Annotated in this window: 20 protein-coding genes; 14 read left to right on the top strand and 6 right to left on the bottom strand. The window is 73.8% G+C overall.

Annotation, left to right across the window (positions count from 1 at the left end):
- Nucleotides 1–87 precede the first annotated feature (87 nt).
- Genes RH861_RS01880 through RH861_RS01890 form a run of 3 tightly spaced genes read left to right on the top strand, consistent with a single transcriptional unit; the run spans nucleotide 88 to nucleotide 1,774 of the window.
- On the top strand, nucleotides 88–768 hold the full coding sequence (locus RH861_RS01880; protein ID WP_310519495.1) for a hypothetical protein: 681 nt from the start codon (nucleotides 88–90) through the stop codon (nucleotides 766–768).
- A gap of 32 nt (nucleotides 769–800) precedes the next feature.
- Nucleotides 801–1,154, top strand: a complete 354-nt coding sequence (locus tag RH861_RS01885) for a DUF2834 domain-containing protein (protein ID WP_310519496.1) — start codon at nucleotides 801–803, stop codon at nucleotides 1,152–1,154.
- A complete protein-coding gene (locus tag RH861_RS01890; protein ID WP_310519497.1) occupies nucleotides 1,151–1,774 on the top strand; it encodes a DUF1349 domain-containing protein in 624 nt (207 codons plus the stop codon). Before RH861_RS01885 ends, RH861_RS01890 begins: the two co-directional genes overlap by 4 nt.
- Before the next feature lie 3 nt (nucleotides 1,775–1,777).
- On the opposite strand, the gene RH861_RS01895 is transcribed toward RH861_RS01890, so the two are convergent.
- The 3 genes from RH861_RS01895 to pdxR all read right to left on the bottom strand — a co-directional run bounded on the left by RH861_RS01895 (nucleotide 1,778) and on the right by pdxR (nucleotide 7,155).
- Nucleotides 1,778–3,094, bottom strand: a complete 1,317-nt coding sequence (locus RH861_RS01895) for an FAD-binding oxidoreductase (RefSeq protein ID WP_310519498.1) — start codon at nucleotides 3,092–3,094, stop codon at nucleotides 1,778–1,780.
- Nucleotides 3,095–3,254: 160 nt separating this feature from the next.
- Nucleotides 3,255–5,393: a S9 family peptidase gene (locus RH861_RS01900; protein WP_310519499.1), complete on the bottom strand. Its 2,139-nt coding sequence runs from the start codon at nucleotides 5,391–5,393 to the stop codon at nucleotides 3,255–3,257.
- 244 nt (nucleotides 5,394–5,637) lie between these two features.
- On the bottom strand, nucleotides 5,638–7,155 hold the full coding sequence (gene pdxR / locus RH861_RS01905; RefSeq protein ID WP_310519500.1) for a MocR-like pyridoxine biosynthesis transcription factor PdxR: 1,518 nt from the start codon (nucleotides 7,153–7,155) through the stop codon (nucleotides 5,638–5,640).
- A gap of 87 nt (nucleotides 7,156–7,242) precedes the next feature.
- On the opposite strand from pdxR, the gene RH861_RS01910 reads away from it, so the two are divergent.
- The 9 genes from RH861_RS01910 (at nucleotide 7,243) to RH861_RS01950 (ending at nucleotide 17,440) form a co-directional block, all read left to right on the top strand.
- Nucleotides 7,243–7,920 (top strand): pyridoxamine 5'-phosphate oxidase family protein, encoded by a 678-nt coding sequence (locus RH861_RS01910; RefSeq protein WP_310519501.1) that lies wholly within the window; start codon nucleotides 7,243–7,245, stop codon nucleotides 7,918–7,920.
- 360 nt (nucleotides 7,921–8,280) lie between these two features.
- Nucleotides 8,281–8,487, top strand: a complete 207-nt coding sequence (locus tag RH861_RS01915; protein ID WP_310519502.1) for a hypothetical protein — start codon at nucleotides 8,281–8,283, stop codon at nucleotides 8,485–8,487.
- A gap of 122 nt (nucleotides 8,488–8,609) precedes the next feature.
- Nucleotides 8,610–11,567 carry a helix-turn-helix transcriptional regulator gene (locus RH861_RS01920; RefSeq protein ID WP_310519503.1) on the top strand — a complete coding sequence of 986 codons (2,958 nt, stop codon included), beginning with the start codon at nucleotides 8,610–8,612 and terminating at the stop codon, nucleotides 11,565–11,567.
- A 98-nt stretch (nucleotides 11,568–11,665) separates the two neighbouring features.
- Nucleotides 11,666–12,196 carry a glutathione peroxidase gene (locus RH861_RS01925; RefSeq protein WP_310519504.1) on the top strand — a complete coding sequence of 177 codons (531 nt, stop codon included), beginning with the start codon at nucleotides 11,666–11,668 and terminating at the stop codon, nucleotides 12,194–12,196.
- A gap of 204 nt (nucleotides 12,197–12,400) precedes the next feature.
- Nucleotides 12,401–13,378, top strand: coding sequence for an ABC transporter substrate-binding protein (locus RH861_RS01930; RefSeq protein ID WP_310519505.1), 978 nt, complete (start codon nucleotides 12,401–12,403; stop codon nucleotides 13,376–13,378).
- Nucleotides 13,379–13,413: 35 nt separating this feature from the next.
- Nucleotides 13,414–14,409, top strand: coding sequence for an amino acid ABC transporter permease (locus RH861_RS01935; protein WP_082847074.1), 996 nt, complete (start codon nucleotides 13,414–13,416; stop codon nucleotides 14,407–14,409).
- Complete coding sequence (locus tag RH861_RS01940; protein WP_282573705.1) at nucleotides 14,406–15,212, top strand: amino acid ABC transporter ATP-binding protein; 807 nt, start codon at nucleotides 14,406–14,408, stop codon at nucleotides 15,210–15,212. Before RH861_RS01935 ends, RH861_RS01940 begins: the two co-directional genes overlap by 4 nt.
- A 1-nt stretch (nucleotide 15,213) precedes the next feature.
- A complete protein-coding gene (locus tag RH861_RS01945; RefSeq protein ID WP_310519506.1) occupies nucleotides 15,214–16,491 on the top strand; it encodes a M20 family metallopeptidase in 1,278 nt (425 codons plus the stop codon).
- A gap of 52 nt (nucleotides 16,492–16,543) precedes the next feature.
- Nucleotides 16,544–17,440 (top strand): MurR/RpiR family transcriptional regulator, encoded by an 897-nt coding sequence (locus tag RH861_RS01950; protein WP_310519507.1) that lies wholly within the window; start codon nucleotides 16,544–16,546, stop codon nucleotides 17,438–17,440.
- Between the two features lie 47 nt (nucleotides 17,441–17,487).
- On the opposite strand, the gene RH861_RS01955 is transcribed toward RH861_RS01950, so the two are convergent.
- Nucleotides 17,488–19,023: a leucyl aminopeptidase gene (locus RH861_RS01955; RefSeq protein ID WP_310519508.1), complete on the bottom strand. Its 1,536-nt coding sequence runs from the start codon at nucleotides 19,021–19,023 to the stop codon at nucleotides 17,488–17,490.
- A 227-nt stretch (nucleotides 19,024–19,250) separates the two neighbouring features.
- Between RH861_RS01955 and RH861_RS01960 the strand changes: the two genes are divergently transcribed.
- Together RH861_RS01960 and RH861_RS01965 are read left to right on the top strand one after the other, a co-directional pair.
- A complete protein-coding gene (locus tag RH861_RS01960) occupies nucleotides 19,251–20,195 on the top strand; it encodes a cation efflux transmembrane domain-containing protein (protein WP_310519509.1) in 945 nt (314 codons plus the stop codon).
- Between the two features lie 142 nt (nucleotides 20,196–20,337).
- On the top strand, nucleotides 20,338–20,871 hold the full coding sequence (locus RH861_RS01965; RefSeq protein ID WP_310519510.1) for a DedA family protein: 534 nt from the start codon (nucleotides 20,338–20,340) through the stop codon (nucleotides 20,869–20,871).
- On the opposite strand, the gene RH861_RS01970 is transcribed toward RH861_RS01965, so the two are convergent.
- Together RH861_RS01970 and RH861_RS01975 are read right to left on the bottom strand one after the other, a co-directional pair.
- Nucleotides 20,859–22,019, bottom strand: a complete 1,161-nt coding sequence (locus RH861_RS01970) for a hypothetical protein (RefSeq protein ID WP_310519511.1) — start codon at nucleotides 22,017–22,019, stop codon at nucleotides 20,859–20,861. The two genes, RH861_RS01965 and RH861_RS01970, sit on opposite strands and share 13 nt — an antisense overlap.
- A 107-nt stretch (nucleotides 22,020–22,126) precedes the next feature.
- Complete coding sequence (locus RH861_RS01975) at nucleotides 22,127–23,812, bottom strand: hypothetical protein (protein WP_310519512.1); 1,686 nt, start codon at nucleotides 23,810–23,812, stop codon at nucleotides 22,127–22,129.
- Between the last annotated feature and the right edge of the window lie 237 nt (nucleotides 23,813–24,049).

Raw genomic sequence — 24,049 nt, forward strand, 5'->3', positions numbered from 1 at the left:
CGGGGGAGGGGCGAGGGCGGAACGGCGGGGGCGGGGGAGGGGGCGGCAAGAGAGGGGGGCGACATCCGTTCACCGAGGATCGGTACGGTGGAACGGGTGCGATTCGAGGAGGTGCGCATGGCCCGGTTCCGACTGCCGTGGCAGCGGCGCGAGTCGCGCCGCAGGATGACGCCGTTCGACCGGTCGCGCCTGCCCGAGGTCACCCCCGCCACCTTCGACGAGATGCTCGAAGAGGGCCTGCTCATGGCCGAATCGGCGGCACGGATGGCGCTGAAGAACCGCCTCATCGTCGACGCGCTCCGCAGCGACGAGCCGTACTCCGACGAGCGCGCCGCGGACCGCGCCCGCTCGGTGCTCTACGAGCTCGTGCAGGAGGCCGACGAGGCCGCCGAGCACGTGGCCGAGGAACGCGAGGTCGCCGCGAAGCGCGAGGGCCGGTCGCAGCACCAGCACGATTACCACCGCGACGACCTGCTGAACCTGCGGCGACGCGAGAAGGTGCACGCCGCCATCGCGAAGGAGCTGTGGACCCGCCGGTCCGACGACGCGTACGTGGCCGGGCTCATCGAGCGCGCCCGCGACGACGCATGGGACGAGCTGAGCCGGGTCATCGAGCAGGAGCTCGACCGTCGCTGGCCGCGCTACGACGAGGAGCCCGACTACGCCGAGCACCGCTCCGAGCGGATGGCGAATGTCGGCGACGACCTCCTGCGCGACCTCGCCCGACTCGAGGCGCAGCGGGCCGTCGAGGCGATCCCCGAGTACTGACGGTCGGGTGCGGCATCCGCCACACTGAACGGATGACGCGCAACTGGACCCCGCTCGCCGTCGTGTACCTCGTGGTCGCCGTCGCCGGCCTCGTCGGCACCTGGACCTACAACGCCATCGCGATCGCGCAGGGAAACGACTTCATCGGCGACCTCGTCTCGAGCGGACCGGCGGTGTCGTCGATCACGACCGACCTGCTCGTCGTCGCGGTCGCGGGCAGCACCCTCATCGTCGTCGAGTCGCGGCGCCTCGGGATGCGCTTCGCGTGGGCGTACATCCTCGGGTCGGCGCTCACCGCGTTCGCGTTCACGTTCCCGCTGTGGCTCGCGATGCGCGAGCGCCGGCTGGCGGCGCGCCGGGCCGAGGCCGATAGCGTGGGCGCATGAGCGACGCCGACCGCGCCCCCGCCGCCCCCTGGAACGCCGGACGCTGGAGCCGCGACCCCGTCGCGGTGCACGTCGACGGCGATGCGATCGTCGTCGAGGCCGCCGAGGGCAGCGACTACTGGCGCACCACCCACTACGGCTTCGTGCACGACGACGGGCACGCCCTGCTGGCCCCATGGCCGACGGATGCCGCGGTCGAGGTCTCGTTCGACACGTCGACGCTCACGGGCCTCTACGACCAGGCGGGCCTGTTCCTGCACCTCGACGGTGAGAACTGGGTCAAGGCCGGGATCGAGATGAGTGACGGCGTGCCGCACCTCGGCGCGGTCGTGACGAACCGGATGTCGGACTGGTCGCTCGCGCCCGTGCCCGAGTGGGCGGGGCAGGTCGTGACGATCCGGGCGAGCCGCTCGGGTGTCGAGGCCGACACGATCACGCTGCGCGCCCGCGCCGGTGAGGGCGAGTGGCGCACCATCCGGGTTGCGCCCTTCGACGCGAACGCGGCGACCGCCGGGCCCATGGTCTGCGCTCCGACGCGGGCGGGCCTCGAGGTGCGTTTCACCGGGTGGGCGTTCGTTCCCGCGGACGTCGACCTGCACGAGGACCCGCCCGCCGCCTGACGGCTAGGGCGCGATGTGGTGGCTCGCCCGGAACACGTCGCCCGGGTCGATCTCGCGCTTCACCGCGCGGAGGCGGTCGAGCGTGGCGGGCGGGTAGATCGCCGTCACGTCGTCGCCGAACTCCGGCGAGAAGTTGGAGTACGCGCCGCTCGTGAATGCGATCGCCTCATCCACGCCCGCGCGCGCCGCCGCGACCTGATCGTCGGTCGCGTCGGCCGGGAGGATGCCGTTGACGGCGACGAGCGCGCGGCCGTCGCGATGGGCGACCGCCGTGGCATCCGTCGGCACGCGGGAGAACGCCCCGCCGAGCGCGCGCAGCAGCAGCATCGTCGGCACCTCGCGGTCGAGCGCGCTCACGAAAACGTCGAGCGCCGCGTCGGAGAGGTCGGGGACGAAGCCGTTGCCGCCGACGAATCGGAACGGCGGTTCGCCGGGCGGCGCGGCCTCGAGGAGGTCGGGGTACGCGACGGGACCGAGCGACACGTCGGCGACCGAGGGCAGTGACAGCAGCGGCTCGAGGAGGCGTCGGAGGTCGTCCTCCGAACCGACGAGCGCGACCGACATCTGGGGGCCGGCGGGCATCTCGGGCATGAGGGGCGGCATCACGAGCAGCGTGGAGTTCAGCTCGTCGGGCCCATCGCGGAACACGTCGCGCCAGGCGCCGACCACCGCGCGCACGTCGGACTGGTCGAAGCGCACGTGCCCGCCGACGAGCCCGTCGACCGGCTGGGCCTCGAAGGTGAACCTCGTGACCACGCCGAAGTTGCCGCCACCGCCGCGGAGCGCCCAGAACAGCTCGGGGTGCGAGTCGGCGTTCACCTGCAGCACTTCGCCCGCGGCCGTCACCAGCTCGACCTCGCGGAGGAGGTCGACCGTGAGCCCGTGCGTGCGCGCGAACCAGCCGAGGCCCCCGCCGAGCGCGAGCCCGCCCACGCCGACATCCGTCGTGTCCCCCGAGGTGACGACGAGCCCGTGCGGGGTCAGTGCGGCGGCCACGTCACCCCAGTGGGCGCCGCCGCCGACGTGCACCAGGCGCGAGCCGTCGTCGGCGAGCTCGACGGCGTTCAGTGCCGAGAGGTCGATGACGAGCCCGCCGGTGACGGGGGCCGATCCGTGGCCGCCGCTCTTCACGGCGATCGGCGCGCCGGCGGCGACGGCGGCCCGCACGGCCTCGGCGACCTCGGCGGCGGAGGCGGGGCGCACGACGACGTCGGGCGTTCCGGAGCCGGCGAACACCGCGGCGCCGGCCTCGTACTCGGGGGTGCCGGGCGCGTGCACGCGCTGCGGCATCCGTTCACTCAGTTCGGCGATGAACGACATGGGGGTCAGTCTGGACCCGGCCGCCGACATCCTGCGAGCCCCGATCAGGGCACGAATCGTGCAGATTCCGCCATGCCGGTCTCGATACGGGCCTTCGGTCCTACTCGACCAGCGGGGCGGATCCCGGCGCGGGCCCCCGGTCTTCCTCGAGCGGGGAGGGTCACTCGCCGCTCGGGTGCGCCCCCGCCGCGTCGATGATCCACGCGTTCGCGAACGCGCGCTCGCGCCAGGCCGCGTACCGGCCGGAGACGCCGCCGTGCCCGGCGGCCATCTCGACCTTCAGCAGCGGGTCGGCGCCGACCTCGCGCAGGCGCGCGACCCACTTCGCGGGCTCGACGTAGAGCACGCGCGTGTCGTTCAGCGACGTGATCGCGAGGATCCGCGGGTAGGTGACGGGGTGCACGTTCTCGTACGGCGAGTATGAGCGCATGTACGCGTACACCTCGGGGTCGTCGAGCGGGTTGCCCCACTCGTCCCACTCGATGACGGTCAGCGGCAGCGACGGGTCGAGGATCGACGTGAGCGGGTCGACGAACGGCACCTCCGCGACGATGCCCGCGAAGAGCCGCGGCGCGAGGTTCGCGACGGCGCCCATCAGCAGGCCGCCCGCCGAACCGCCCTGCGCCACCAGGTGATCGGGCGTCGTGATGTCGTTGTCGACCAGGTGCTCGGCGGCCGCGATGAAGTCGGTGAACGTGTGCTTCTTGTGCAGCTTCTTGCCGTGCTCGTACCAGAGGCGGCCCATCTCACCGCCGCCGCGCACGTGCGCCACCGCGAAGACCATGCCGCGGTCGAGCAGCGACAGCCGCGGGATGCCGAAGCCCGGGTCGATCGCGTGCTCGTACGAGCCGTAGCCGTACAGCAGCGTCGGCGCGGGCTCGCCGAGGGTCACCAGGTCGTGCCGGTAGACGAGCGAGATCGGCACCTTCGTGCCATCCGGAGCCGTCGCCCATTCGCGCTTCTGCGCGTACCGCTCGGGATGGTAGTCGCCGAGCACCGCCTGCTGCTTGCGCGCGGTCCGGGTGCCGGATGCCACGTCGACGTCGATCACGGTCGACGGCGTCACGAACGAGCCGTACCCGATGCGCAGCGACGGCTGCTCCCACGCCGGGTTGCCGCTGACGCCCACCGAGCACAGCTCCTCGTCGAAGGCGAGCTCGTGGAGCGTGTCGTCGGGGGTGGCGTCGGCGGGGAGTCCCTGCGGCGGCACCTTGGCGATCGCCACCCGCGGCAGGCCGTCGCGCCGGTACTCGAGCGCCACGAAGTCGCGGAACGCGTGCGCCGCCTCGATGCGCATGCGCGGGTCGTGGGGGAGCAGCATCCGCCTGGCCCCCTGCGGGTCGTCGGCGGCGACGCTCACGAGCTCGAAGTTCACGGCGTCGCCCTCGTTGTGCACGATGAGCAGCCGGTCGCGGCCGCCGGCGACGACGTGCTCGACGTCGTACTCGACGCCGTCGCGACGCGGCCACACGACCCGGAACTCGCCCGCCGGGTCGTCGGCGTCGAGCAGCCAGGTCTCGCTCGTCACGTGCGACCCGGCCTCGAGCACGAGGTACTTGCGGCTGCGCGTGAGGCCGACGCCGAGCCAGAAGCGCTCGTCGGGTTCGTGGAACACCCGCACGTCGGATGACGCGGGCGTGCCGATCTCGTGCCGCCAGATGGTGTCGGGCCGCCAGGCGTCGTCGACGGTCGCGTAGAACAGGTACCGCCCCGACGGCTCGAACACGGCGCCCGCCGCGGTGCCGGGGATCTCGTCGTCGAGCACCCGCCCCGACCCGTCGAGCGCGCGCAGCCGGATCGTGTACCGCTCGTCGCCCTCGACGTCGACCGCGTAGAGCAGGGTCGACCCGTCGGCGGTGAGGTCGAAGCTGCCGAGCGAGAAGAACTCGTGGCCCTTCGCCTCGACGTTGTCGTCGAGCAGCACCTGCTCGCCGGGCAGGGGCGAGCCGTCCTCGGGGATGGCGGGCGGCTCCCAGTCGCCGGCGCCGCGCACGGGCACGCGGCAGTGGATGCCGTACTGCAGCCCCTCGACGGTGCGCGAGTAGTACCACCAGTCGCCCTCGCGGGTGGGCACGCTGAGGTCGGTCTCCTTGGTGCGGCGCTTGATCTCCTCGAACACCTGCTCCTGCAGGATCGCGAGGTGACGCGTCTTCGCCTTCGTGTAGGCGTTCTCCTGCTCGAGGTGGGCGATCACCGTCGGGTCGTCCTTGTCGCGCAGCCACTCGTAGTGGTCGACCACGACGTCGCCGTGGTGGGTGCGTTCGGTCGGTCGCTTCTCGGTCACCGGAGGAGTCAGCACGACCCCACGCTACGCGGCCCGCCGGCTTCGCGGCATCCGTTCACAGCGTTCACGGGGCGAGCGGATGCCGCGACCGCACGCCGTGCGGCCCGTCACCGTTTGCGCGCCCACCCCCGGCGGTCGCCCCGCCCTTCGGTGCCGCGAGTGTCCAACGGATGCCGCTTCCCGGTGCCCCGCCCCGCATCCGTTGGACACTCGACGCTCGCCGGGGGCGGCGCGGAGCGGTCGCGACGGCGGGGCCGAGTCAGGCGACGGATGCCGCGAGCTCGACCTCCACGGCGGCGCGCACGCGCGCGAGGGCCTCGGCGAGCCGGGTGTCGGTGGGGGAGCCGTAGCCGAGCACCAGGCCCGCGGGGCCCTGGCCGGGCACGGCCGAGTAGTCGGCGAGCGGGGAGACGGCGACGCCGTCGGCGGCGAGTCGGGCGACCACCCGGGCCGCCACCTCGTGCGACGGCAGTCGGAGCACCGCGTGGAGTCCGCCGTCGAGCCCGGTGAGGCTCGCGCCCGCGATCCGCGACAGCCCGTCGAGCACCATCCGCCGGCGGTGCGCGTAGTCGCGACGGGCCGCGGCGATGTGCCGGCGGACCGCGCCGCTGGCGAGCAGCTCGGCCATCGCCTCCTGGGCGATGCCAGGCACCGGGCACGTCTCGTCGTCGCGGACGCTCGCGACGGCCTCGCGGAGCGCGGCGTCGCCGGGCAGCACCAGGTAGCCGAGTCGCAGCCAGGGCGTGAGCACCTTCGAGAAGCTGCCCACCAGCACCGTGCGGCCGGCCCGGTCGAGGGAGGCGAGCGCCGGCAGCGGGGCGCCGACATGACGGAACTCGCTGTCGTAGTCGTCCTCGATGACGACGACGCCGGATGCCGCGGCCCAGTCGAGCAGTTCGAGCCGGGCGGCGACCGGGAGCCGCCCGCCGAGCGGGTACTGGTGGTGCGGCGTGACCATGACCGCGTGCGGGGCGGGGCGGATGCCGCGGAGTGCCGCCACGTCGATGCCGTCGGCGTCGACGGGCACGGGCACGGTGCGGAGCGCCCCGCGGCGTTCGATGACCCGCCGCGCCGACGGATACCCGGGGTGCTCGACCGCGACGTGCGGCGTGCCGTCGACGAGCATGCGCAGTGCCGACGCGAGGAGGGCCACCGCGTCGCTCGTGCCCGCGGTCACGACGACGTCGTCCGGCGAGCAGGCGAGCCCGCGCGCGTGGCGGAGGTGGTCGGCGATCTCCCGTCGCAGGCGCGGCGAGCCGAAGTCGGTCGGGATGTCGCCCGGGACCGACATCCGCGACGCGTGTCGCCAGGCCGCGCGCCAGGCCCGCTCGTCGAGCCGCGCGGTCGACGGGAGCCCGGGCCGCAACTCGAGCACTTCCGCGGTGCTCCCCGTGGACGTGGCATCCGTCACGCGCGCGCGCCGGTCGCGAATCGTCGCTTCGGCGCCCGCGAAGCGACGATCCGCGTCCGCGGCGGCGGCGGGAGGAGCATCGACGGCGGGGTCGGCCCCGACGGCGGGGTCGGGCGCGACGAGCGGCGCGACGCGCGTGGGCGCACCCTGGCGCAGCTCGAGGTAACCCTCGCCGGCGAGCTGGTCGTACGCGGCGACGACCGAGCTGCGTGCAACCCCGAGCTCGCTCGAGAGCGCGCGCGTCGAGGGCACCGGGTCGCCCGGGCGGAGCCGCCCGTCGAGGATGCCGCGGCGCAGGCCCTCCACGAGCTGCTGGCCGAGCGGCCGGGCGTCGTCGCGGTCGATGACGAGCAGGGGTCCGTCCATCGGGACCTCCTTCGCGGCGCACTGGACTGGTCGAGCGCGCGGGAACTGGTCTGGCAACCATACCAGCCGCGCTCGCATGCTGGACGCATGACCACCGCCACCGCCCCCGCCCGCCGCATCCGTCGCCTGCCCGACCGGCAGACCACCGACCGCTTCGCCCTCCACGACCTGCTCGACAGCGAACTCGTCGGCCACCTCGCGGTCGCCGTCGACGGCGTCCCGGTCATCGTGCCCATGGGCTACGCGCGGGTGGGGGAGCACGTGCTGCTGCACGGCTCCACCGGCGGTGGATTCGCCCTGCGCGCGGCATCCGCTCGTCGGCCCGTCGCCTTCTCGGTGACGGCGCTCGACGGCCTGGTCTACGCGCGCAGCCTGTTCGACAGCTCGATGAACTACCGCAGCGCGACCGTGCAGGGCGTGCTCGAGGTCGTGCCGGCCGATGAGACGGATGCCGCGCTGCTGGCGCTCTCCGAACGGCTCATGCCCGGCCGTCCGGCCGAGGTGCGCGGCATGCACCGCAAGGAGGTCGCGGCGACCCGCGTGCTGCGCCTGGCCCTCGACGACGTCGTGATGAAGCAGCGATCGGGCGGCCCGTCGGAGGAGCCCGACGACGGCGAGGACCACTCGACGTGGGCCGGCGTCGTGCCCCTCGAGCGGCGCTGGGGCGCGCCGATCGCCTCAGGGCTCACCCCTGCTGGGACGCCCGTTCCGGATTCGGTGATCGCCCTGTCGACCGTGAACGGGGCCGACGCCACGCTGAGGTAGGCGAATACGCCGATCGCCCGATGTCCTGAGGGTGCCTCAGGAACGAGGCTCGAGACGTCCCGGGGCACCGCCCGGGCGACCAGGAATCAATGGAAGGAGGTGCGTGATGTTCGCAGCGATGCTCGTGCTCGCCCTCATCTCGGTGTGGGCCGTGTCCGCCGCCGTGGTCGAGTTCCGCAACGACGGATACCGCCGCACGCCCACCCTCGCGCACTGAGGACGGAGCGACCCGAACATCCGCATCAGTCCCGTCTGAGGCCCACTCACCGCCCGGACCGGCACGAAATAGGCACATCTCCCGATGAGCCGCCCCCACCTCAGAGCGCAGGCTCGGATCATCGCCCACCTCAGGAGGAGATCATGGACTACACCGCAGGCTTCGTGGCCATGCAGGTTCACACCGCCGACGTGCGCCGGGCGGAGGAGCGGATCGCCATGCAGCGCGCCGCCGCCGAGCGGGCCGGAGGTGCGGGCGCCGACCCGACCGGGTTCGCGTCGCGGGGCTCGTGGCTCCGCGTCGCCCGCCGGCGTCACGCCCGTCGTCAGGCCCCGCTGCTCGCGCGGTGACCGGCACCGGAGACGGGGTCGCGGCCGCGGCCGCCCACGGCGCGACCGACCCCTCGCACGACGATCGGCACCGGGTCCACGGACCCGGTGCCGATGTCGTCGGTCGGTGGGACCATGGGATGGTGTCCAGCTCTTCGACGAGCCCCGCCATGGTCGGCCGCGACGGCGACCTCGACTGGCTCCGCAGCCTCATCGAGACGGTCCGCGCCGGCACGCCGGCGACCGCCGTGATCGGCGGCGAGGCCGGCATCGGCAAGAGCCGGCTCGTGGCCGAGTTCACCGCCGGCCTGGGGCCCGACGTGCGGCTCGTCCGCGGCCAGTGCGTCGACCTCGGCGACGTGGCCGCGCCCTACGCACCGGTCAAGGGCGCGCTGCGGCAGCTCGTCGCGCAGGTCGGCGCCGACCGGGCGCTCGACGCGGTCGGGCCCGGCCGGGCGGCCCTCGTCGCGCTGCTACCCGAGCTCGCGGCCTCCGTCGCCGACGGCACCGGCGAGATCGTCATCACCCCCGGCGGCGCCGGCAGCGGCCAGCTGCACGAGGCGGTCGCCGTGCTGCTCGAGACCCTCTCGAGAGACGAGCCCATCGTGCTCGTCATCGAAGACCTCCACTGGGTCGACGCCGCGAGCCTCGCGCTGCTGCGGTTCCTGCTCCGCTCGCTCGGGTCCAGCCGCCTGCTCGTGCTGCTCACCTACCGCACCGACGACGTGCCGCGCGGTCACCCGCTCCGCGGCTTCCTGACCGAGGCCGAGCGCGACCGGTGGGTCGAGCGCCGCGAGCTCACCCGGCTCTCGCAGGCGCAGGTGCACGAGCTCGTCCGCTCGCTCATCGTCGACGAGGCGCCGAGCGAACGGGTGCTCGACACGGTGTTCCTGCGCAGCGACGGCGTCCCCTTCTTCGTCGAGGAGCTCGTGGGCATCGACGGATGCCGCGACGAGGGCTTCGTGCCCGACACCCTCCGCGACCTGCTGCTCGCCCGGTACGAGCGACTGCCCGACGAGGCGCAGGAGTTCCTCCGGCTGCTGTCCACCGGCGGCGTCCGCGTCTCGCACGCGCTCCTGTCCTCCGTCCACCGCGGCGACGAGGCCGCACTCGATGCGGCCGCGCGCGAGAGCGTCCGCTACGGCGTCATCGAGATCGACGGCGACGACTACGCGTTCCGGCACGCGCTCGTGCGCGAGGCGATCCTCGCCGACCTGCTGCCGGGCGAGCGCGCGCGGTACCACGCCCGGTACGCCGAGGCCTACGAGGCGCAGGCCGCGGCGGGCGGGCGTCGCCTCGCCGCCGAGATCTCGTACCACTGGCTCGGGGCGCGTGACCCCGCGCGGGCGTTCCCCGCCACCATCCAGGCCATGCGCGAGGCGCGATCGGCGGTCGCCTACGCCTCGGCGGCGCAGCTCGGCGAACGCGCCCTCGAGCTCTGGAGCCTCGTGCCCGAGCCCGAGCGGGTCTCCGGCATGACCCGCCTGGAGCTCATGGGTCGCACGGCCTCCCACCTGCGTCACGCCGGCGAGGGCGAACGCGGGCTCGCCCTCGTGAAGGCGGCGCTCGCCGAGTGCCCGCGCGACGATCCGCAGTTCCCGCGGCTGCTGCGCGACAAGGCGCTCTACCTCGCGACGGTCGGCCGTGGCGGCTCGATCCCGCTGCTCGAGGAGGCGCTCGCCGCCCTCCCCGCAGAGGGCGCCGATGAACTCCGGGTCACGGTGCTGACCGGGCTCGCGGGCCGGCTCATGATCGAGGGGCGCATCGACGACGGCGTCCGCGTCGCCGACGAGGCCTTCGAGCTCGCGCAGGAGATCGGCTACCCGCGGTACGCCTCCATCGCCATGAACATCGCCTCGGTGTGCCGTGCCGCTCGCGGCGAGGTCGAGCGCGCGCTCGCCGACCTCGAGCGCGCCCGCGAACTGGCGGCGCGCGACGGTGCGGCGCTGCTGCGGTACTGGGTCAACGCGTCCGACATGTACCACCTCGTGGGCGACCACCGCGAGGCGGTGCGCCTCGCGGAGGAGGGGCTCGAGCGGGCGCGACGCCAGGGCGTCGAGCGCAGCTCGGGCGTCATCCTCGCGTCGAACGCCGTCGACCCGCTCTTCGCACTCGGCGAATGGGAGCGGGCCGGCGCCCTCATCGACCGCGCGCTCGCCCTCGAGCCGTCGGCGCCGTTCCGCGTGTACCTGCAGCGCGCCAAGATCTGGGGTCTCGTCTGGCGTGGCGAGCCCGAGCGCGCGGCCGAGCTGCTCCGCACCTTCCGGGCGAACATGGCGCCCATCATGGAGGTCGAGATGCAGACGCGGCTCGGCGTCGCGAGGGTCGCGACCGAGGTGGGCCTCGCGGTGGGCGACCTGTCGCAGGCGTGGCGCGACGGCCGCGGCGTCCTGCACGAGCGGCAACTGCCGCTCGCCGGGTACGCCGAGCCGCTGCTCTGGGCGCTGGCCCGGGTCATCGCCGCGGTCCGCGCCGATCCCACGCGGGTGCCCGAGGCCGAGGCCGCCGAGATCCTCGAGGCCGAGCCGACGCTGCGCTCGGCCATGGAGCGGTTGCACTTCTGGCCGACGCGTCCGCTCTGGTCGGCGTTCGTCGAGGCCGAGCTGCAGCCCACCGAGGCGGCGTGGCGTGCGGCGGTGGGCGCCGCGACGCCGGAGACCGCGCCGGGCTTCCTCCGCCCGTACGCCCTGCTCCGCCTCGGCGAGGCGCAGCTCGACGCCGGCGATCGCCTCGCCGCGCGCGACACGCTGCAGGAGGCGTACGACGCCGCGGTCGCCGGTGGCGTCACCGCCGTGCAGTCGCGTGTCGCCCACGTGGCGATGCAGGCGGGCGTCGCGCTCGGGCGGGCGACGCGAGGCGAGGCGACGCGGGGCTCGGCCGGCGTCGCGGGAACGGACGACCCGGGCGACGCCGTGGCCGAGCTCACGTCGCGCGAGCGGCAGGTGCTCGAGCTCATCGCCGAGGGGCTCAGCAACCGCCAGATCGGCGAGCGGCTCTACATCAGCGGCAAGACCGCGAGCGTCCACGTGTCGGCGATCCTCCGCAAGCTGGGCGCGTCGAGTCGCACCGAGGCCGTGTACCGGGCGAGGGCGCTGCACTGAGGTTCCTGCGCGCGCATCCGGAGCCGCTTCCCAGCCCGTCCGGCTACCGTGGCATCCGTTGCCGGGCCGACGATGGCTGACGAAGGAGACCGACCGGTATGACCTCGCTCGAGACGATCCCGTTCCAGACCATGACCGGCGAGACCCGCACCCTCGGCGACTGGCCGGGTCAGGTGCGTCTCGTCGTGAACGTCGCCTCGCGATGCGGACTCTCGCCCCAGTACGCCAAGCTCGAGGAGCTCCAGCGGCGCTACGCCGACCGGGGGTTCACGGTGCTCGGGTTCCCGAGCAACCAGTTCTTCCAGGAGCTCTCGTCGAACGACGAGATCGCCGAGTACTGCTCGGCCACGTGGGGCGTGACGTTCCCCATCCTCGACCGCGTTCGGGTGAACGGCCGGCGCGCGCACCCGCTCTTCACCGAGCTCAAGCGATCGCGCGACTCGGCGGGGCTGGCCGGCCCGGTCGTCTGGAACTTCGAGAAGTTCCTCGTGCTGCCCTCCGGCGAGGTGCGGCGGTTCCGGCCGCCGGTCGAGCCCGACGACCCGGCGATCGTTCAGGCGATCGAGGCGGGGCTCGCCGAGTCGGGCCGAGCGGATGCCGCGGCCGGCGGCTTCGGCGCATCGGCCTGACCCGCTCCGCGGAGCCTCCGCGCCGCCCGGCCGGACGGCCGCCGTCCGGCGAGCCCGCCGAGCCCACGTAGACTCGGGAACCGTGCTTTCCTCGTTTGTCGCGATTGTTACAAATTGGTGAAGCACTAGTAATCCTGAAACATCTGTTACATACTCGTGCGCAGACGTCGCTCACCGACGAGCGACCCGCACGAAGGGCTCGACATGACTGCACTCCCCCCGCGTACCCCCGCCCGCCGCGCGATCGCCGCCACCGCGCTCGCCGCCGGCTCGCTCCTCGTCCTCGCCGGCTGTGCCACGGCGTCCGACGCCGACTCCGGTGAGTCCGCGTCCGGCGCCGTCGAGGTCGCGGGCATCGAGATCGCCGTCGACGACGCGGCCGCCGAGCTGCTGCCCGCCGACATCGCCGAGGTCGGCGAGGTCAAGGTCGCGACCGACGCGCCCTACGCGCCGTTCGAGATGTTCAAGGAGGAGGGCTCGAAGGAGCTCACCGGCGTGGACGTCGACCTGGGCCACGCGATCGGGGCGAAGCTCGGCATCGACTTCGCGTTCGAGCAGCAGGCGTTCGACGGCATCATCCCCGCCCTGCAGGCCGGCAACTTCGACGTGACCATCACCGCGATGACCTCGAGCGTCGAGCGCATGGAGGTGCTCACCTTCGTCGACTACTCCGCATCGGGCACCGGCATCCTCACCTCCGCGGGCAACCCCGAGGACATCGAGAGCTACCTCGACCTGTGCGGCAAGCCGGTCGCGGTGCAGGCGGCCACGAGCCAGGTCGACCTGGTCAACGGCACCTGGCAGGCCGAGTGCGAGGCCGAGGGCCTCGACCCGATCGAGCTCTCCGAGTTCCCGTCCGACGCCGACGCGCAGCTGGCCATCACGAGCGGCAAGGTCGTCGCCTCGCTGCTGACCAAGCCGAGCGCCGGCTACGTCGCCAAGACCACGAACGACGGCGAGACCTTCGAGGTCATCGAGGACCCGAAGGCCCCCAACGGCTACGACGCCACGCTGAACGGCATCGGCGTCCTCAAGGCGAACGAGGACCTCGCGAAGGCGATCCAGGCCGCGCTGCAGTCCCTCATGGACGACGGCACCTACGAGGCCATCCTCGACCAGTACGGCGTGACCGGCATCGGCATCGACGAGGCCACGATCAACGGCGCCGCCGGGGCCAAGTAGTCCGCCTCGACCCGATCGGAACGGAAGCACCACCCATGACCGCAACGCAGCCGTCGGCCACGGCGGCGCCCGCGGGGCCCACCGGCCCCTCGGGCGCCGCCCGCCCCGGACCCATCGAAGCCGTACCCGTGCGCCACCCGGGACGGTGGATCGCCGCCGTCCTCGTCCTGGTCCTCGGGATCGGCGCCTTCGCGTCGATCCTCCAGAACCCGAACCTCGACCTCCCGACGGTCGGCGAGTACCTCTTCAAGCCGCTGACCATCAACGGCGTCCTCATCACGCTGTGGCTCACCGCCGCGTCGATGGTGATGGGCGTCATCGGCGGCATCGTCGTCGCGGTCATGCGACTCTCGGCGAACCCGGTGCTGTCGGTCGCCGCGATGCTGTTCATCTGGGTCTTCCGCGGCACGCCGCTGCTGCTGCAGCTCATCTTCTGGGGCTTCATCGGGGCGTTCATCCCGAAGATCGTCATCGGCGTGCCGTTCACCTCGATCGAGTTCTGGTCGTTCACGACCAGCGACCTGATCCCGGCGACGGTCGCCGCCCTGCTCGCGCTCGGCCTGAACGAGATGGCGTACGCCGCCGAGATCGTGCGCGCCGGCATCCAGTCGGTCGACCCGGGCCAGACCGAAGCCGCGCACTCGCTCGGCATGTCGCCCGCCAAGACGCTGCGACGGGTCGTGCTCCCGCAGGCCATGCGCGTGATCATCCCGCCGATGGGCAATGAGACGATCACGATGCTGAAGAGCACCTCGCTCGTCGCCATCGTCGCGGGCGACGACCTCATGTCGAACATCCGCGAGGCGTACACGCAGAACTACAAGATCATCCCGCTGCTCATCGTCGCGGCGATCTGGTACCTCGCGCTCACCTCGATCCTGTCGATCCCGCAGATGTGGCTCGAGCGTCGCTACGGCCGCGGCTTCAACGGCGCCCGGCCCACGATCGGCTCGCGCGTGTCGACGTTCACGCAGAGCATCGCGCTGCCGGCCCGCACCGCCCGCGCGTCGAAGAAGGAGTCGGCCTCATGACCGCCACCATTCCCCACGCCGCGCCGCTCGCGGCGACGTCGGAGCGACCCATGGTCGAGGCCGTCGAGGTGCACAAGCGCTTCGGCAACCTCGAGGTGCTGAAGGGCATCACCATGTCGGTCGACCGCGGCCAGGTCGTGTGCCTCCTCGGCCCGTCCGGCTCGGGCAAGTCGACGTTCCTCCGCTGCATCAACCACCTCGAGCAGATCGACGCCGGCATGATCCGCGTCGACGGCGAGACGGTCGGCTACCGCGAGCGGAACGGCAAGCTCTACGAGCTCCGCGAGCGGGAGGTCGCGACCCAGCGCCGCAAGGTCGGCATGGTGTTCCAGCGCTTCAACCTGTTCCCGCACATGACCGCGCTCGAGAACGTCATCGAGGCGCCCGTCCAGGTCGCGCGTCGTTCGAAGGCGGATGCCAGGGAGCAGGCGCAGCGCCTGCTGGCCCAGGTCGGGCTCGCCGAGAAGGCCGACACCTACCCGGCGCAGCTCTCGGGCGGCCAGCAGCAGCGCGTCGCGATCGCGCGCGCGCTCGCCATGGAGCCCGAGGTCATGCTGTTCGACGAGCCCACGTCGGCACTCGACCCGGAGCTCGTCGGCGACGTGCTCGACGTGATGCGCGGGCTCGCCGAGAGCGGCATGACGATGATCGTCGTCACGCACGAGATCGGCTTCGCGCGCGAGGTCGGCGACGTGGCCGTGTTCATGGACGGCGGCGTGGTCGTCGAGGCCGGCGACCCGGCCCAGGTCCTCGGCGACCCGACGGAGGAGCGTACGCGCTCGTTCCTGTCGAAGGTGCTCTGACGTGGCGGGGACGACCGTTCGACCCCGAGCCGCCGCATCCGTCACCGTCGACCACCGCGCCGACGCGCGCGGCGCCCCGACCGCCGAGGAGCTGCGCCACGCGGCCCACGCGGTCGACGGCCGATACCGCGACGACCTCGCGCACCTCGTCGGGATCGACTCGGGGTCGCACGACGCCGAGGGCGTGACGCGGGTCGCGGAGTGGGCGGCGGCGACGCTCGCCGCCGACGGCTTCGACGTCGAGACCGTGCCGACGCCCGAGCACGACGGCCGCCGCTACGGCCCGGTGGTCGTCGCCCGGCGACGCGGCACCGGCACCGCACGCGTGGTGCTGTTCGCGCACATGGACACGGTGTTCCCCGCGGGGACGGCGGCGGACCGCCCGTTCGGCATCGCGGACGGCATCGCGTACGGCCCCGGCGTGTGCGACGACGTCGCGGGCATCGCCGCGGGCATCGCGGCCGCGCGCGTGCTCGACCGGCTCGGCTACGCCGCCTACGGCGAGCTCGTCATCGCCCTCACGCCCGACGAGGAGATCGGTTCCCCTGCGAGCCGCGAGATCCTCGCCGAGGTGGCCCGAGGGGCGGATGCCGCGCTGTGCCTCGAGTGCGCGCGGGAGAACGGCGACCTGGTCGGCGCCCGCAAGGGCGTGGCCGACGTCCTCGTCTCGATCCACGGCCGTGCCGCGCACTCGGGCGTCGAGCCCGAGCGCGGCATCAACGCCGCGGTGGAGGCGGCCCGGCTGCTGCTCGACGTGCAGGCGCTGTCGGGCGCGGAGCCCGGGCTGACGGTGAACGTCGGCCGGGTCGCGTCGGGTTCGCGCGCGAACATCGTGCCCGAGCACGCCGAGCTCCACGTCGAGGTGCGGGCGACCGGGCTCGCCGAGCTGGTCGCCACGCTCGACGCGATCGACGAGCGGGGGCGGCATCCGTTCGTCGACGGCGCGCGCATCGAGGTCACGCGGCTCGACGTGTGCCCGCCGCTCGAACGGTCGGCGACCGACGACCTGGCCGCGCTCGCCCGCGGGGTGGGCGCCCGGCTGGGACTCGCGTTCGATGTCGCGGCGACGGGGGGCGCGTCCGACGCGAACTTCGTGGCCGCGCTCGGGGTGCCGACCCTCGACGGGCTCGGACCGGTCGGCGGGGGCGACCACGGCGTCGACGAGTGGCTGGACCTCGCGACCGTGCCCGAACGGGTCGCGCTGCTCGCCGGGCTCGTCGTCGCCGTGGCTGAGGCGCACGCCGGGGCACCGACCGCCGGGGCGTCCGACGCGGCGTGACCCGCGAGCGCCGGGGGAGGGCAGTACGGTGAGACGCGGAAGGGGGTCGTCGATGACGCTGGACGCAGGAGCGGGCACGACCGGGCCGGAGGGCCGGACGTCGGTGGCCGAGGCGATCCGCCGCGGCATGGCCGACTGCTCGCCCGCGGAGCGCAAGGTCGCCCGGGTCCTGCTGTCGTCGTACCCGTCGGCGGGCTTCGAGACCGTCGCGAAGCTCGCGGCGCGCGCCGGGGTCAGCGGCCCCACGGTGCTGCGGTTCGCGAACCGCATGGGCTACCGGGGCTTCCCCGAGTTCCAGCAGGCGCTCCGCGACGACCTCGACGAGCGCTCGGCGTCGCCGCTCGCGCTGTACGACCGGGGGCAGGGCACCGCGCTCGGCGGCGAGGGCACGCGGCTCGAGCAGGCGGGCGCGATCATGCGCACCACGCTCGAGCGCACCTTCGCCAACCTCGCGCCCGACGAGTTCGAACGCAGCGTCGAGGCGCTCACCTCGGCGAAGGGGCGGGTGCTCGTCGCGGGCGGGCGCTTCAGCGGGCTCCTCGCGCGATTCCTCGCGCAGCACCTGCAACTCATGCGCCCCGGCGTGTCCATGCTGCCCGACGACGCCGGCGGCCGCGCCGAGGCGATCGCCGGGCTCGGGCGCGGCGACGTCGTCGTGCTCTTCGACTACCGCCGGTACGAGGAGCCGACCCTGCAGGTCGCCGCGGCCGCGCGCGAACGCCGCGCGCAGGTGGTGCTCTTCACCGATTCGTGGCTCTCGCCGATCGCGTCGGACGCCGACGTGGTGCTGCCGAGCGAGACGGGCTCGCCGTCGGCGTTCGACGCCATGACGCCCGTGCTCGCGCTGGTCGAGTCGGTCATCGCCGGTTGCCTCGAACGGCTCGGCGACGACGCGTCCGAGCGGATGCGGCGCATCGAGGCGGCCGGCGCGGAGCTCGGGCTCTACTAGCCGAGGCCCGACCCGGCCGCCGAGGGCGGCCGGGCCGCGGCATCCGCTCAGTCGACCGGAGTGAACCCCCGCGCCACCTCGGCGAGGATGCGCGCGCCGTAGCCGGTCGCACCCTTCGACCGCCATGCGTCGTCGGCGTCGGCGCTCATCGTGCCCGCGATGTCGAGGTGCGCCCAGGGGGTGTCGCCGACGAACTCGGCGAGGAAGAGCGCCGCGGTCGTGGCTCCCGCGTTCGTGCCGCCGAGGTTGGCGATGTCGGCGACGTCGGAGTCCATGAGCTTGCGGTACTTCCGCACGAGCGGGAACTGCCACGTGGGCTCGTCCACCGCCTCGGCGGCGTCGCGGACCCGGTCGACGAGGGGCTGGCTCGTGCCGAGCACGACCGAGTGCGTCTCCCCGAGCGCGCGCATCGCGGCGCCCGTGAGCGTCGCGATGTCGACGATCGCGTCGACCCCCTCCTCGGTCGCGAGCACGAGCGCGTCCATCATCACGAGCCGGCCCTCGGCGTCGGTGTTCTTCACCTCGACCGTCTTGCCCCCGCGGGCGGTGAGGACGTCGCCGAGCTTGTACGCCGAACCCGACGGCATGTTGTCGGTGCACATGAGCCAGCCGGTGACCTTCGCGGTCGTGCCGAGGCCGCGCAGCGCGGTGAAGGCGCCGAGCACGGCCGCAGCGCCGCCCATGTCCATCTTCATGAGCAGGTGCATCGGGTCGCTGGGCTTCAGGCTGATGCCGCCCGAGTCGTACATGATGCCCTTGCCCACGAGCCCGAGGTGTCCGGTCGGCTCGCCAGCCGGCTCGTACCGCAGCACCACCATGCGCGGCTCATCCGCGCTGCCCGCGTTCACGCCGAGCAGGCCGCCGCAGCCGAGCTCGATGAGCTGCTGCCGGTCGAAGACCTCGACGTGGAACCCGAACCGGCCGCCGAGGAGCTCGGCGACGTCGGCCAGGTCGGTCGCGGTGAGGTGGCTCGGCGGCGTGTTCGCGAGGTCGCGGGCGACGGCGGTGGCCCGTGCGGCGACGAGTCCCGTGGCGATGCCGGCGGATGCCGCGTCGCGGTCGGCGTCGTCGATGCGGAGTTCCACGCGCGTGAGCCGGGCCTCGCGCGGCTCGGCCTTGAGCGCGTCGTACCGGTACCGGGCGAGCGTGGTGCCCTCGGTGAGGGCTCGTCCGGCCGCCTCCGCGTCGATCCCGCCGAGGGCGGGCACGCGGAGGCCGACGGTCGCTGCCTTCGGCACCGCTCGCACGAAGGCGGCCGCCGCGTCGCGGAGCGTGGCCTCGCTGGCCTCGGCGGCGGGCCCGCCGCCGACGACGATGATGAGCGTCCGGGCGGCCTGCGGGATCAGCAGCGTCTGTCCGGCCTTGGCCTCGAACCCGGCGCGCTTCAGGGCGTCCCGGTCGAGCCCGACGCCCTCGGGCAGGGGACCCTCGTCGTGCACGATCACGCCGATCGCGTCGAGTCCGGCGCCGCCGGTGCCGCCGCCGAACTCGTCGACGGCCACGACCTCGACGGCGTCGAACGCGGCGAGCGACGGGACGGGCGAGAAGTCCTCGGCGATGAGCTTGTGCGGGCTGCGGGTCACGGGCGTGCCTCCAGGTGGTCGGGATCGACGACCTCGTCGATCGGATCGTCGTCGTCGGGCTCGTGCTGCTCGGGAAGCTCCCCTTTCGCGGGGGGCCGGGCGTCGCTCCGACAGTAACCCGCCGCGCCGGGGAGCGGTAGAGCACCGAACGGGGGCCCCGAACGGATGCCGCGGCGCTACTCTGTGCGAATGGACCCCGTGGCGATGACGACGAGAGGGCCGCGTCGATGACGACAGGACCGGACACCGGCTCCATCCGGGCCGCGGCATCCGCCACCCGTGCGCTCGCCGAGGAGCGCGGCCTCAAGGCCTCGATGTGGTTGGCGATCGTGCTCTCGGTGACGGCCATCGGACTGGGCATCTGGGCGGGTTCGCGCGTGCTCGTCCTCGTCGCCGCGGTCGGCGTCATCGGCGTCGCGATGTCGTGGCTCGCGCTGCGTGCCTCCCGCGCCGCCGACGCCGGCCCGACCGAACGGTACCCGTACGGGCGCGACGGCCTGACGCCGCTCGTCGGCGCGGTGCAGGGGCTCGCGGTCGGGGCGACGATCGTGTTCGCCGCGAGCGACGCGGTCATCGTCATCCTGAGCGGCGGGCAACGGGTGTCGGCGCTCGCGGTGGCGGTCTATGCGCTCGTCGCGGCCGTGGCATCCGTCGTCTTCGCCGTGTGGCTCCGCAGGAACGCCGAGGGCAGCGAGCTCATCGCCGTCGAGGCGTCGCAGTGGAACGCGGCGGCCGTGCGCCGGTTCGTGATCGCCGTGGGCGCGGCGCTCGCCGTGGTGCTCGCGCTCGTCGGCATCGAATGGCCGCTCGACTACATCGACCCCGTGCTCGTGCTCGTCGCGTGCGCGCTCATCGCGCCGATCCCGATCCGGATGCTGCGACGGGGCGTCGCCGAGCTGCTCGAGGGGCAGCCCGACGGGCACACCCTGCTCGCGATCGAACGCGCGGTCGACGGCGTCGCGGGACGGTTCGACCTGCCCGGACCCGACGTGCGCTCGACGAAGCTCGGGGCGAAGCTCTACGTCGACGTGGTGTTCGTGCTCGACCACGACACCGCCACCATCGGGCAGGAGGACGAGGTGCGCCGGGCCGTCATCAGCGCCCTCGACCCGCTGCCGTTCGACGTGTGGGCGACGGTCGAGCTCACCGCCGACCCGGCGCTCGCCGAGTAGCGGCGCACCGGTCCGGCCGAGACCTTCGTCCCGGCCTTCTCCGAGGACGCGCGGCTAGACTGCGCTCGAACCCACGACCGCGACGTCCGGGCGCGCGAGGTCGGCCGCCCGCCGCGGTCGATGACGGCGACAGGGCGGTGACGTGGAGATCTTCGAGGGCTGGCCCCTTCCGGCGGCCATCGGCGTGCTGTTCGTGATCGTGCTGCTCCGCGCGGGCGGCACCTATGCGCTCGGTCGCGGGTCGCGCGCGGGCGTGAAGCGGCTGCTCGAGCGGCGCGGCCGGATGGCGCCGCAGCTCGCACGCGCGGAGACGGTGATCGAGCGCTTCGGCGCCCCGGTGGTCGCGCTGTCGTTCCTGACGGTCGGCTTCCAGACGGCGGTCAACCTCGCTGCGGGGGTGCTGCGGATGCCGCTGGTGAAGTACCTGCCCGCGCTCGTCGTCGGCGGGGCGATGTGGGCGACGCTCTACGGCGTCCTCGGCCTGGCCACGGTGAACGCCGTCATCGCCGCCGCGCAGCGCGATCCCGTCGCGGCGATCCTCAGCGCGCTCGCCGTGGTCGCCCTCCTCGTGCTCATCGAGTTCGCCACCCGCCGGGCGCGATCGTTCGCGGCCGCGCATTCGCGAGCGGATGCCGCCGAGCCGAGGCTGCCCGAGGATGCCGGTCAGACGGAGTAGTCCTCGACAGCGGCGGCGACATCGCGCTCGCCGCGGTCGGCGAGGGCGTCGACGAACCGGATGAACACGGAGATCCAGCCGAAGATCGTCGCGAAGGCGAGCAGTTCGAAGGCGGTGAGGCTGTAGTAGCCGACGGGTTCGAACAGCAGCGCGCCGCCGAGCAGCAGCACGATGCCGCCCGCGCAGAGCCAGAAGAACCGCGACGGCATCCCCTTCAGGGTGAACGGCGCCGAGGCGAGCAGCCCGAGGAAGGTCAACGACATCCCGATCGCCGACAGGTTGTGGAGCAGCATGCTCACGTCGAGCGGGAACACGCCCACGCAGGCGAGGAGCGTGCCCATGACGACGAACACCGTCGATACGAACCGGGGGGTCCAGGCGTGCACGAGCACGCCCTGCCGGACCAGCGCGGTGAGATCGCGGTGGACGTACAGCGCGAACGTCGTGACGAACGCACCGCCGAGGAGCACGGCGAGGTTGAACAGCGAGCTCGAGACGTCGTTGCTCGTGCCGAGCTGGCTGAAGTGGTACTCCCACCACGCCGGGTCCTGCGCGGTCGCCATGCTCGCGAGCACCGACGACGACATGAAGATCACGAGCAGCGAGGCGAGGCGACCGGTGGTGACCGCGGATGCCGACAGCGCGACCCAGTAGGCGGCGAGGCCGGCGGATGCCGCGGTGGCCCCGGTCGCGGTGAACGCGTCGACGATGATGCCCTCGAAGGCGCGCTGCAGCGTCGTGAAGACGACCACGGTGACGATGCCGGCGATCACGGCATGGACGGCCGCGACCGTCGCGACGTCGAGCGCGGTCTTCCAGGGTCGCAGTCGACGGCGCCACTCCTGCCCCGGCAGGTCGCGCGAGCGCGCGTAGGCGACCGCGCCGATCACGAGCGTCGTGACGAGGACGCTGATGGCGGCCACCGCGCCGACCGACCACCGCCCCCACAGGGGCCACACGAGCCCGCGGAAGAACAGCCACGCCACCACGGCGCTCGTCGTCGCCGCGATGAGGCCGCCGACGAGGGCCTCGGTCTCGACGGCCAGGCGTCGGCGAGCGGATGCCGCGGCCCGACCTCGTCCCGGCCCGGGCGGTCGCGCCTCGGCGCTCGGTCGAGCCCGGTCCGCCGGCACCGTCGAGGAGGACATGCGCTCAGGCTAGGACCGACCGGCCCGTCCGGATCGGACCAAGGTCCCCACGGGTCGAGCGGACCGGGTGGATCCGCTGCGATCCCACCGCGCCCACGGTCGCGGGGTCAGGGCGCCGGCGTCTCCGTGCTGCGAAGCGCCCCGTCGGGCGAGCCGAGCAGCCCGTCGGTGAGGGCGTAGGCGGTGCCGCCGAGGACGCCGTACGCGAGCGAGAGCGAGTCGAGGCTGATGGTCCCGCGCACCTGGAGGGTGGCCGTGCCGCTCGCGTCGAGCACGCCCGAGAAGAGCACCTCGCCACCGCTCGAGACCGTGAACGGCGCGCCGGGCTCGCCGGTCACGGTCAGGGTGCGCCATCCGTTGGGGCCGGGTCGGCTGAGCTCGGCCGTGATGGGCGTGCTGCCGGTCGGCGGCGCCGGTTCGGAGACCGGCGTCCGACCACCACCGGTCGCGGGCGTCGTCCCGGCCGGGGGCGCGGCGGCCTGGTCGTCGTCCGTCGTGCTGCGGGAGGGTGCACCCGAACTCCTGCCCTGCGGCGTCTCCGCCGCGTCCGGCGCCGGCGCGGCGCCGGCGGACGGCTGCGGGCCGGCGTCCGGTTCCGTCGGTGCCGGCGCGGTCGGGCTCGGTTCGTCGGGGAGTTCGGTCGAGACCACGACGGGCGGGAGCAGGCGCGGCGCGGAGGCCGCGACGTCGTTCGTCGACCCGGGATCGGCCAGGATCCGGGGGTCCTCCTCGCCGCCGCCGTTCCAGAGGGACAGCCCGGCGACGAGTGCGGTGGTGGCCGCGATGCCGCCGAGGGCGGCGCCGACCGCGGCCGCGCGTCGACGGGGGCTCGTGCGGAGCGCGGTGACGAGGGCAGCGGGCAGTGCGACGAGTCCGGCGACGCGCCCGATCCCGGGGGTCGTGTCGGCGTCGGCCGCAGCCTCCGACTCGGCGGCCGTCTCGGCGAGGGTCGGCACCGGCTCCGTCGCCGCGGCGGAGGCTCCGCCGCGCACGGACTCGAGGAACGCGATGCCGCCGCCGGCACCCAGCAGGAGGATCGGCAGGGTCGTCACGGCGCGACGGGCGACGGCCTCGGGCGGTGCGGCGACGACCCGGCAGCGCGGGCACTCATCGAGGTGGGCACGGGCGCGACGCCCCGCCGCGGCCGCCGCGGTGCGGCACTCGGCGTCGTCGGGCAGCTCGGCCAGCCGGAGGGAGTTCCACTCCGCGCGAAGGGCCGCCTGCGCGTCGGCGACCATCGTCTCGGTGTCGTCGGCCGTGAGGCCGAGTTCCGCGGCGAGCTCGGCGGTGGTCAGGCCGTCGACCTCGGTGAGCCAGAGGGCCTCCTGCCACCGGGTGGGCAGCGCGGCGAAGGCGGCGGCCGCAGCGGACCCGTCGCCCATGCCGTCGGGGAGCACGTCCTGGTACGTCTCGACGGGCGCGAGCTCGAGCGGGGGGTGCGCCGCCGACGCGGCACCGGCGGCCGGCTCGGGCGGCGGCATCGCGCTCTCATCCGCGATCGCCTGGCGGGTCAGGGCGAGCAGGTGCGGCCGGGTCGCGCCCGCCGGACCTCCGCCGTCGCCGAGTTCGGCGACGAGGCGCTCGGCGGTGCGGACGACGACCGGCTCGGCGTCGGGCCGGCCGGTTGCGGCGCGGGCCGCGCGCCACGCCACCGAGCGGTGGCGCTGCCAGAGGCGGGTGATGGCGAAGGAGTCGCCGGTATGGGCGGCGTCGACGAGTTCCGCGTCGGTCGGGGTCTCGATCACCGAGGGTGCGTCGAGGGGTGACGGTTCGCGGTTCGCCGCGTCCTCCACGTCCACTCCTCTCCGCCCCTGGACGCACGGGAGGCGGTGGCTCGCTGCCCGTCCGGGGGATGCGCCGGGTCGCGGCGCGATCGGGGTTGCTGTCCGTCCGGCCCGATTCGGCGTGTGCGAGGGGGGCGCCGGTGGTCGGCGTCGCGCTCCTCGACGTGCATGCCGGGTGCGGCCCGACGGATGCGCCCGAGTCTACGACCCTCGACCGGGCGTTCCGCAAGACCCAGTTGGCGCGGT

Source organism: Agromyces indicus (genome assembly GCF_031432295.1).
GTDB classification, from domain to species: Bacteria; Actinomycetota; Actinomycetes; order Actinomycetales; family Microbacteriaceae; genus Agromyces; species Agromyces indicus.

What these genes read in the sequence shown, in the direction of transcription:
- RH861_RS01885 (WP_310519496.1), top strand. Translation starts at nt 801, where the DNA reads ATGACGCGCAACTGGACCCCGCTCGCCGTCGTGTACCTCGTGGTCGCC.
- RH861_RS01890 (WP_310519497.1), top strand. Translation starts at nt 1,151, where the DNA reads ATGAGCGACGCCGACCGCGCCCCCGCCGCCCCCTGGAACGCCGGACGC.
- RH861_RS01895 (WP_310519498.1), bottom strand. Translation starts at nt 3,094, where the DNA reads ATGTCGTTCATCGCCGAACTGAGTGAACGGATGCCGCAGCGCGTGCAC.
- pdxR (WP_310519500.1), bottom strand. Translation starts at nt 7,155, where the DNA reads ATGGACGGACCCCTGCTCGTCATCGACCGCGACGACGCCCGGCCGCTC.
- RH861_RS01910 (WP_310519501.1), top strand. Translation starts at nt 7,243, where the DNA reads ATGACCACCGCCACCGCCCCCGCCCGCCGCATCCGTCGCCTGCCCGAC.
- RH861_RS01915 (WP_310519502.1), top strand. Translation starts at nt 8,281, where the DNA reads ATGGACTACACCGCAGGCTTCGTGGCCATGCAGGTTCACACCGCCGAC.
- RH861_RS01925 (WP_310519504.1), top strand. Translation starts at nt 11,666, where the DNA reads ATGACCTCGCTCGAGACGATCCCGTTCCAGACCATGACCGGCGAGACC.
- RH861_RS01930 (WP_310519505.1), top strand. Translation starts at nt 12,401, where the DNA reads ATGACTGCACTCCCCCCGCGTACCCCCGCCCGCCGCGCGATCGCCGCC.
- RH861_RS01935 (WP_082847074.1), top strand. Translation starts at nt 13,414, where the DNA reads ATGACCGCAACGCAGCCGTCGGCCACGGCGGCGCCCGCGGGGCCCACC.
- RH861_RS01940 (WP_282573705.1), top strand. Translation starts at nt 14,406, where the DNA reads ATGACCGCCACCATTCCCCACGCCGCGCCGCTCGCGGCGACGTCGGAG.
- RH861_RS01950 (WP_310519507.1), top strand. Translation starts at nt 16,544, where the DNA reads ATGACGCTGGACGCAGGAGCGGGCACGACCGGGCCGGAGGGCCGGACG.
- RH861_RS01960 (WP_310519509.1), top strand. Translation starts at nt 19,251, where the DNA reads ATGACGACAGGACCGGACACCGGCTCCATCCGGGCCGCGGCATCCGCC.
- RH861_RS01970 (WP_310519511.1), bottom strand. Translation starts at nt 22,019, where the DNA reads ATGTCCTCCTCGACGGTGCCGGCGGACCGGGCTCGACCGAGCGCCGAG.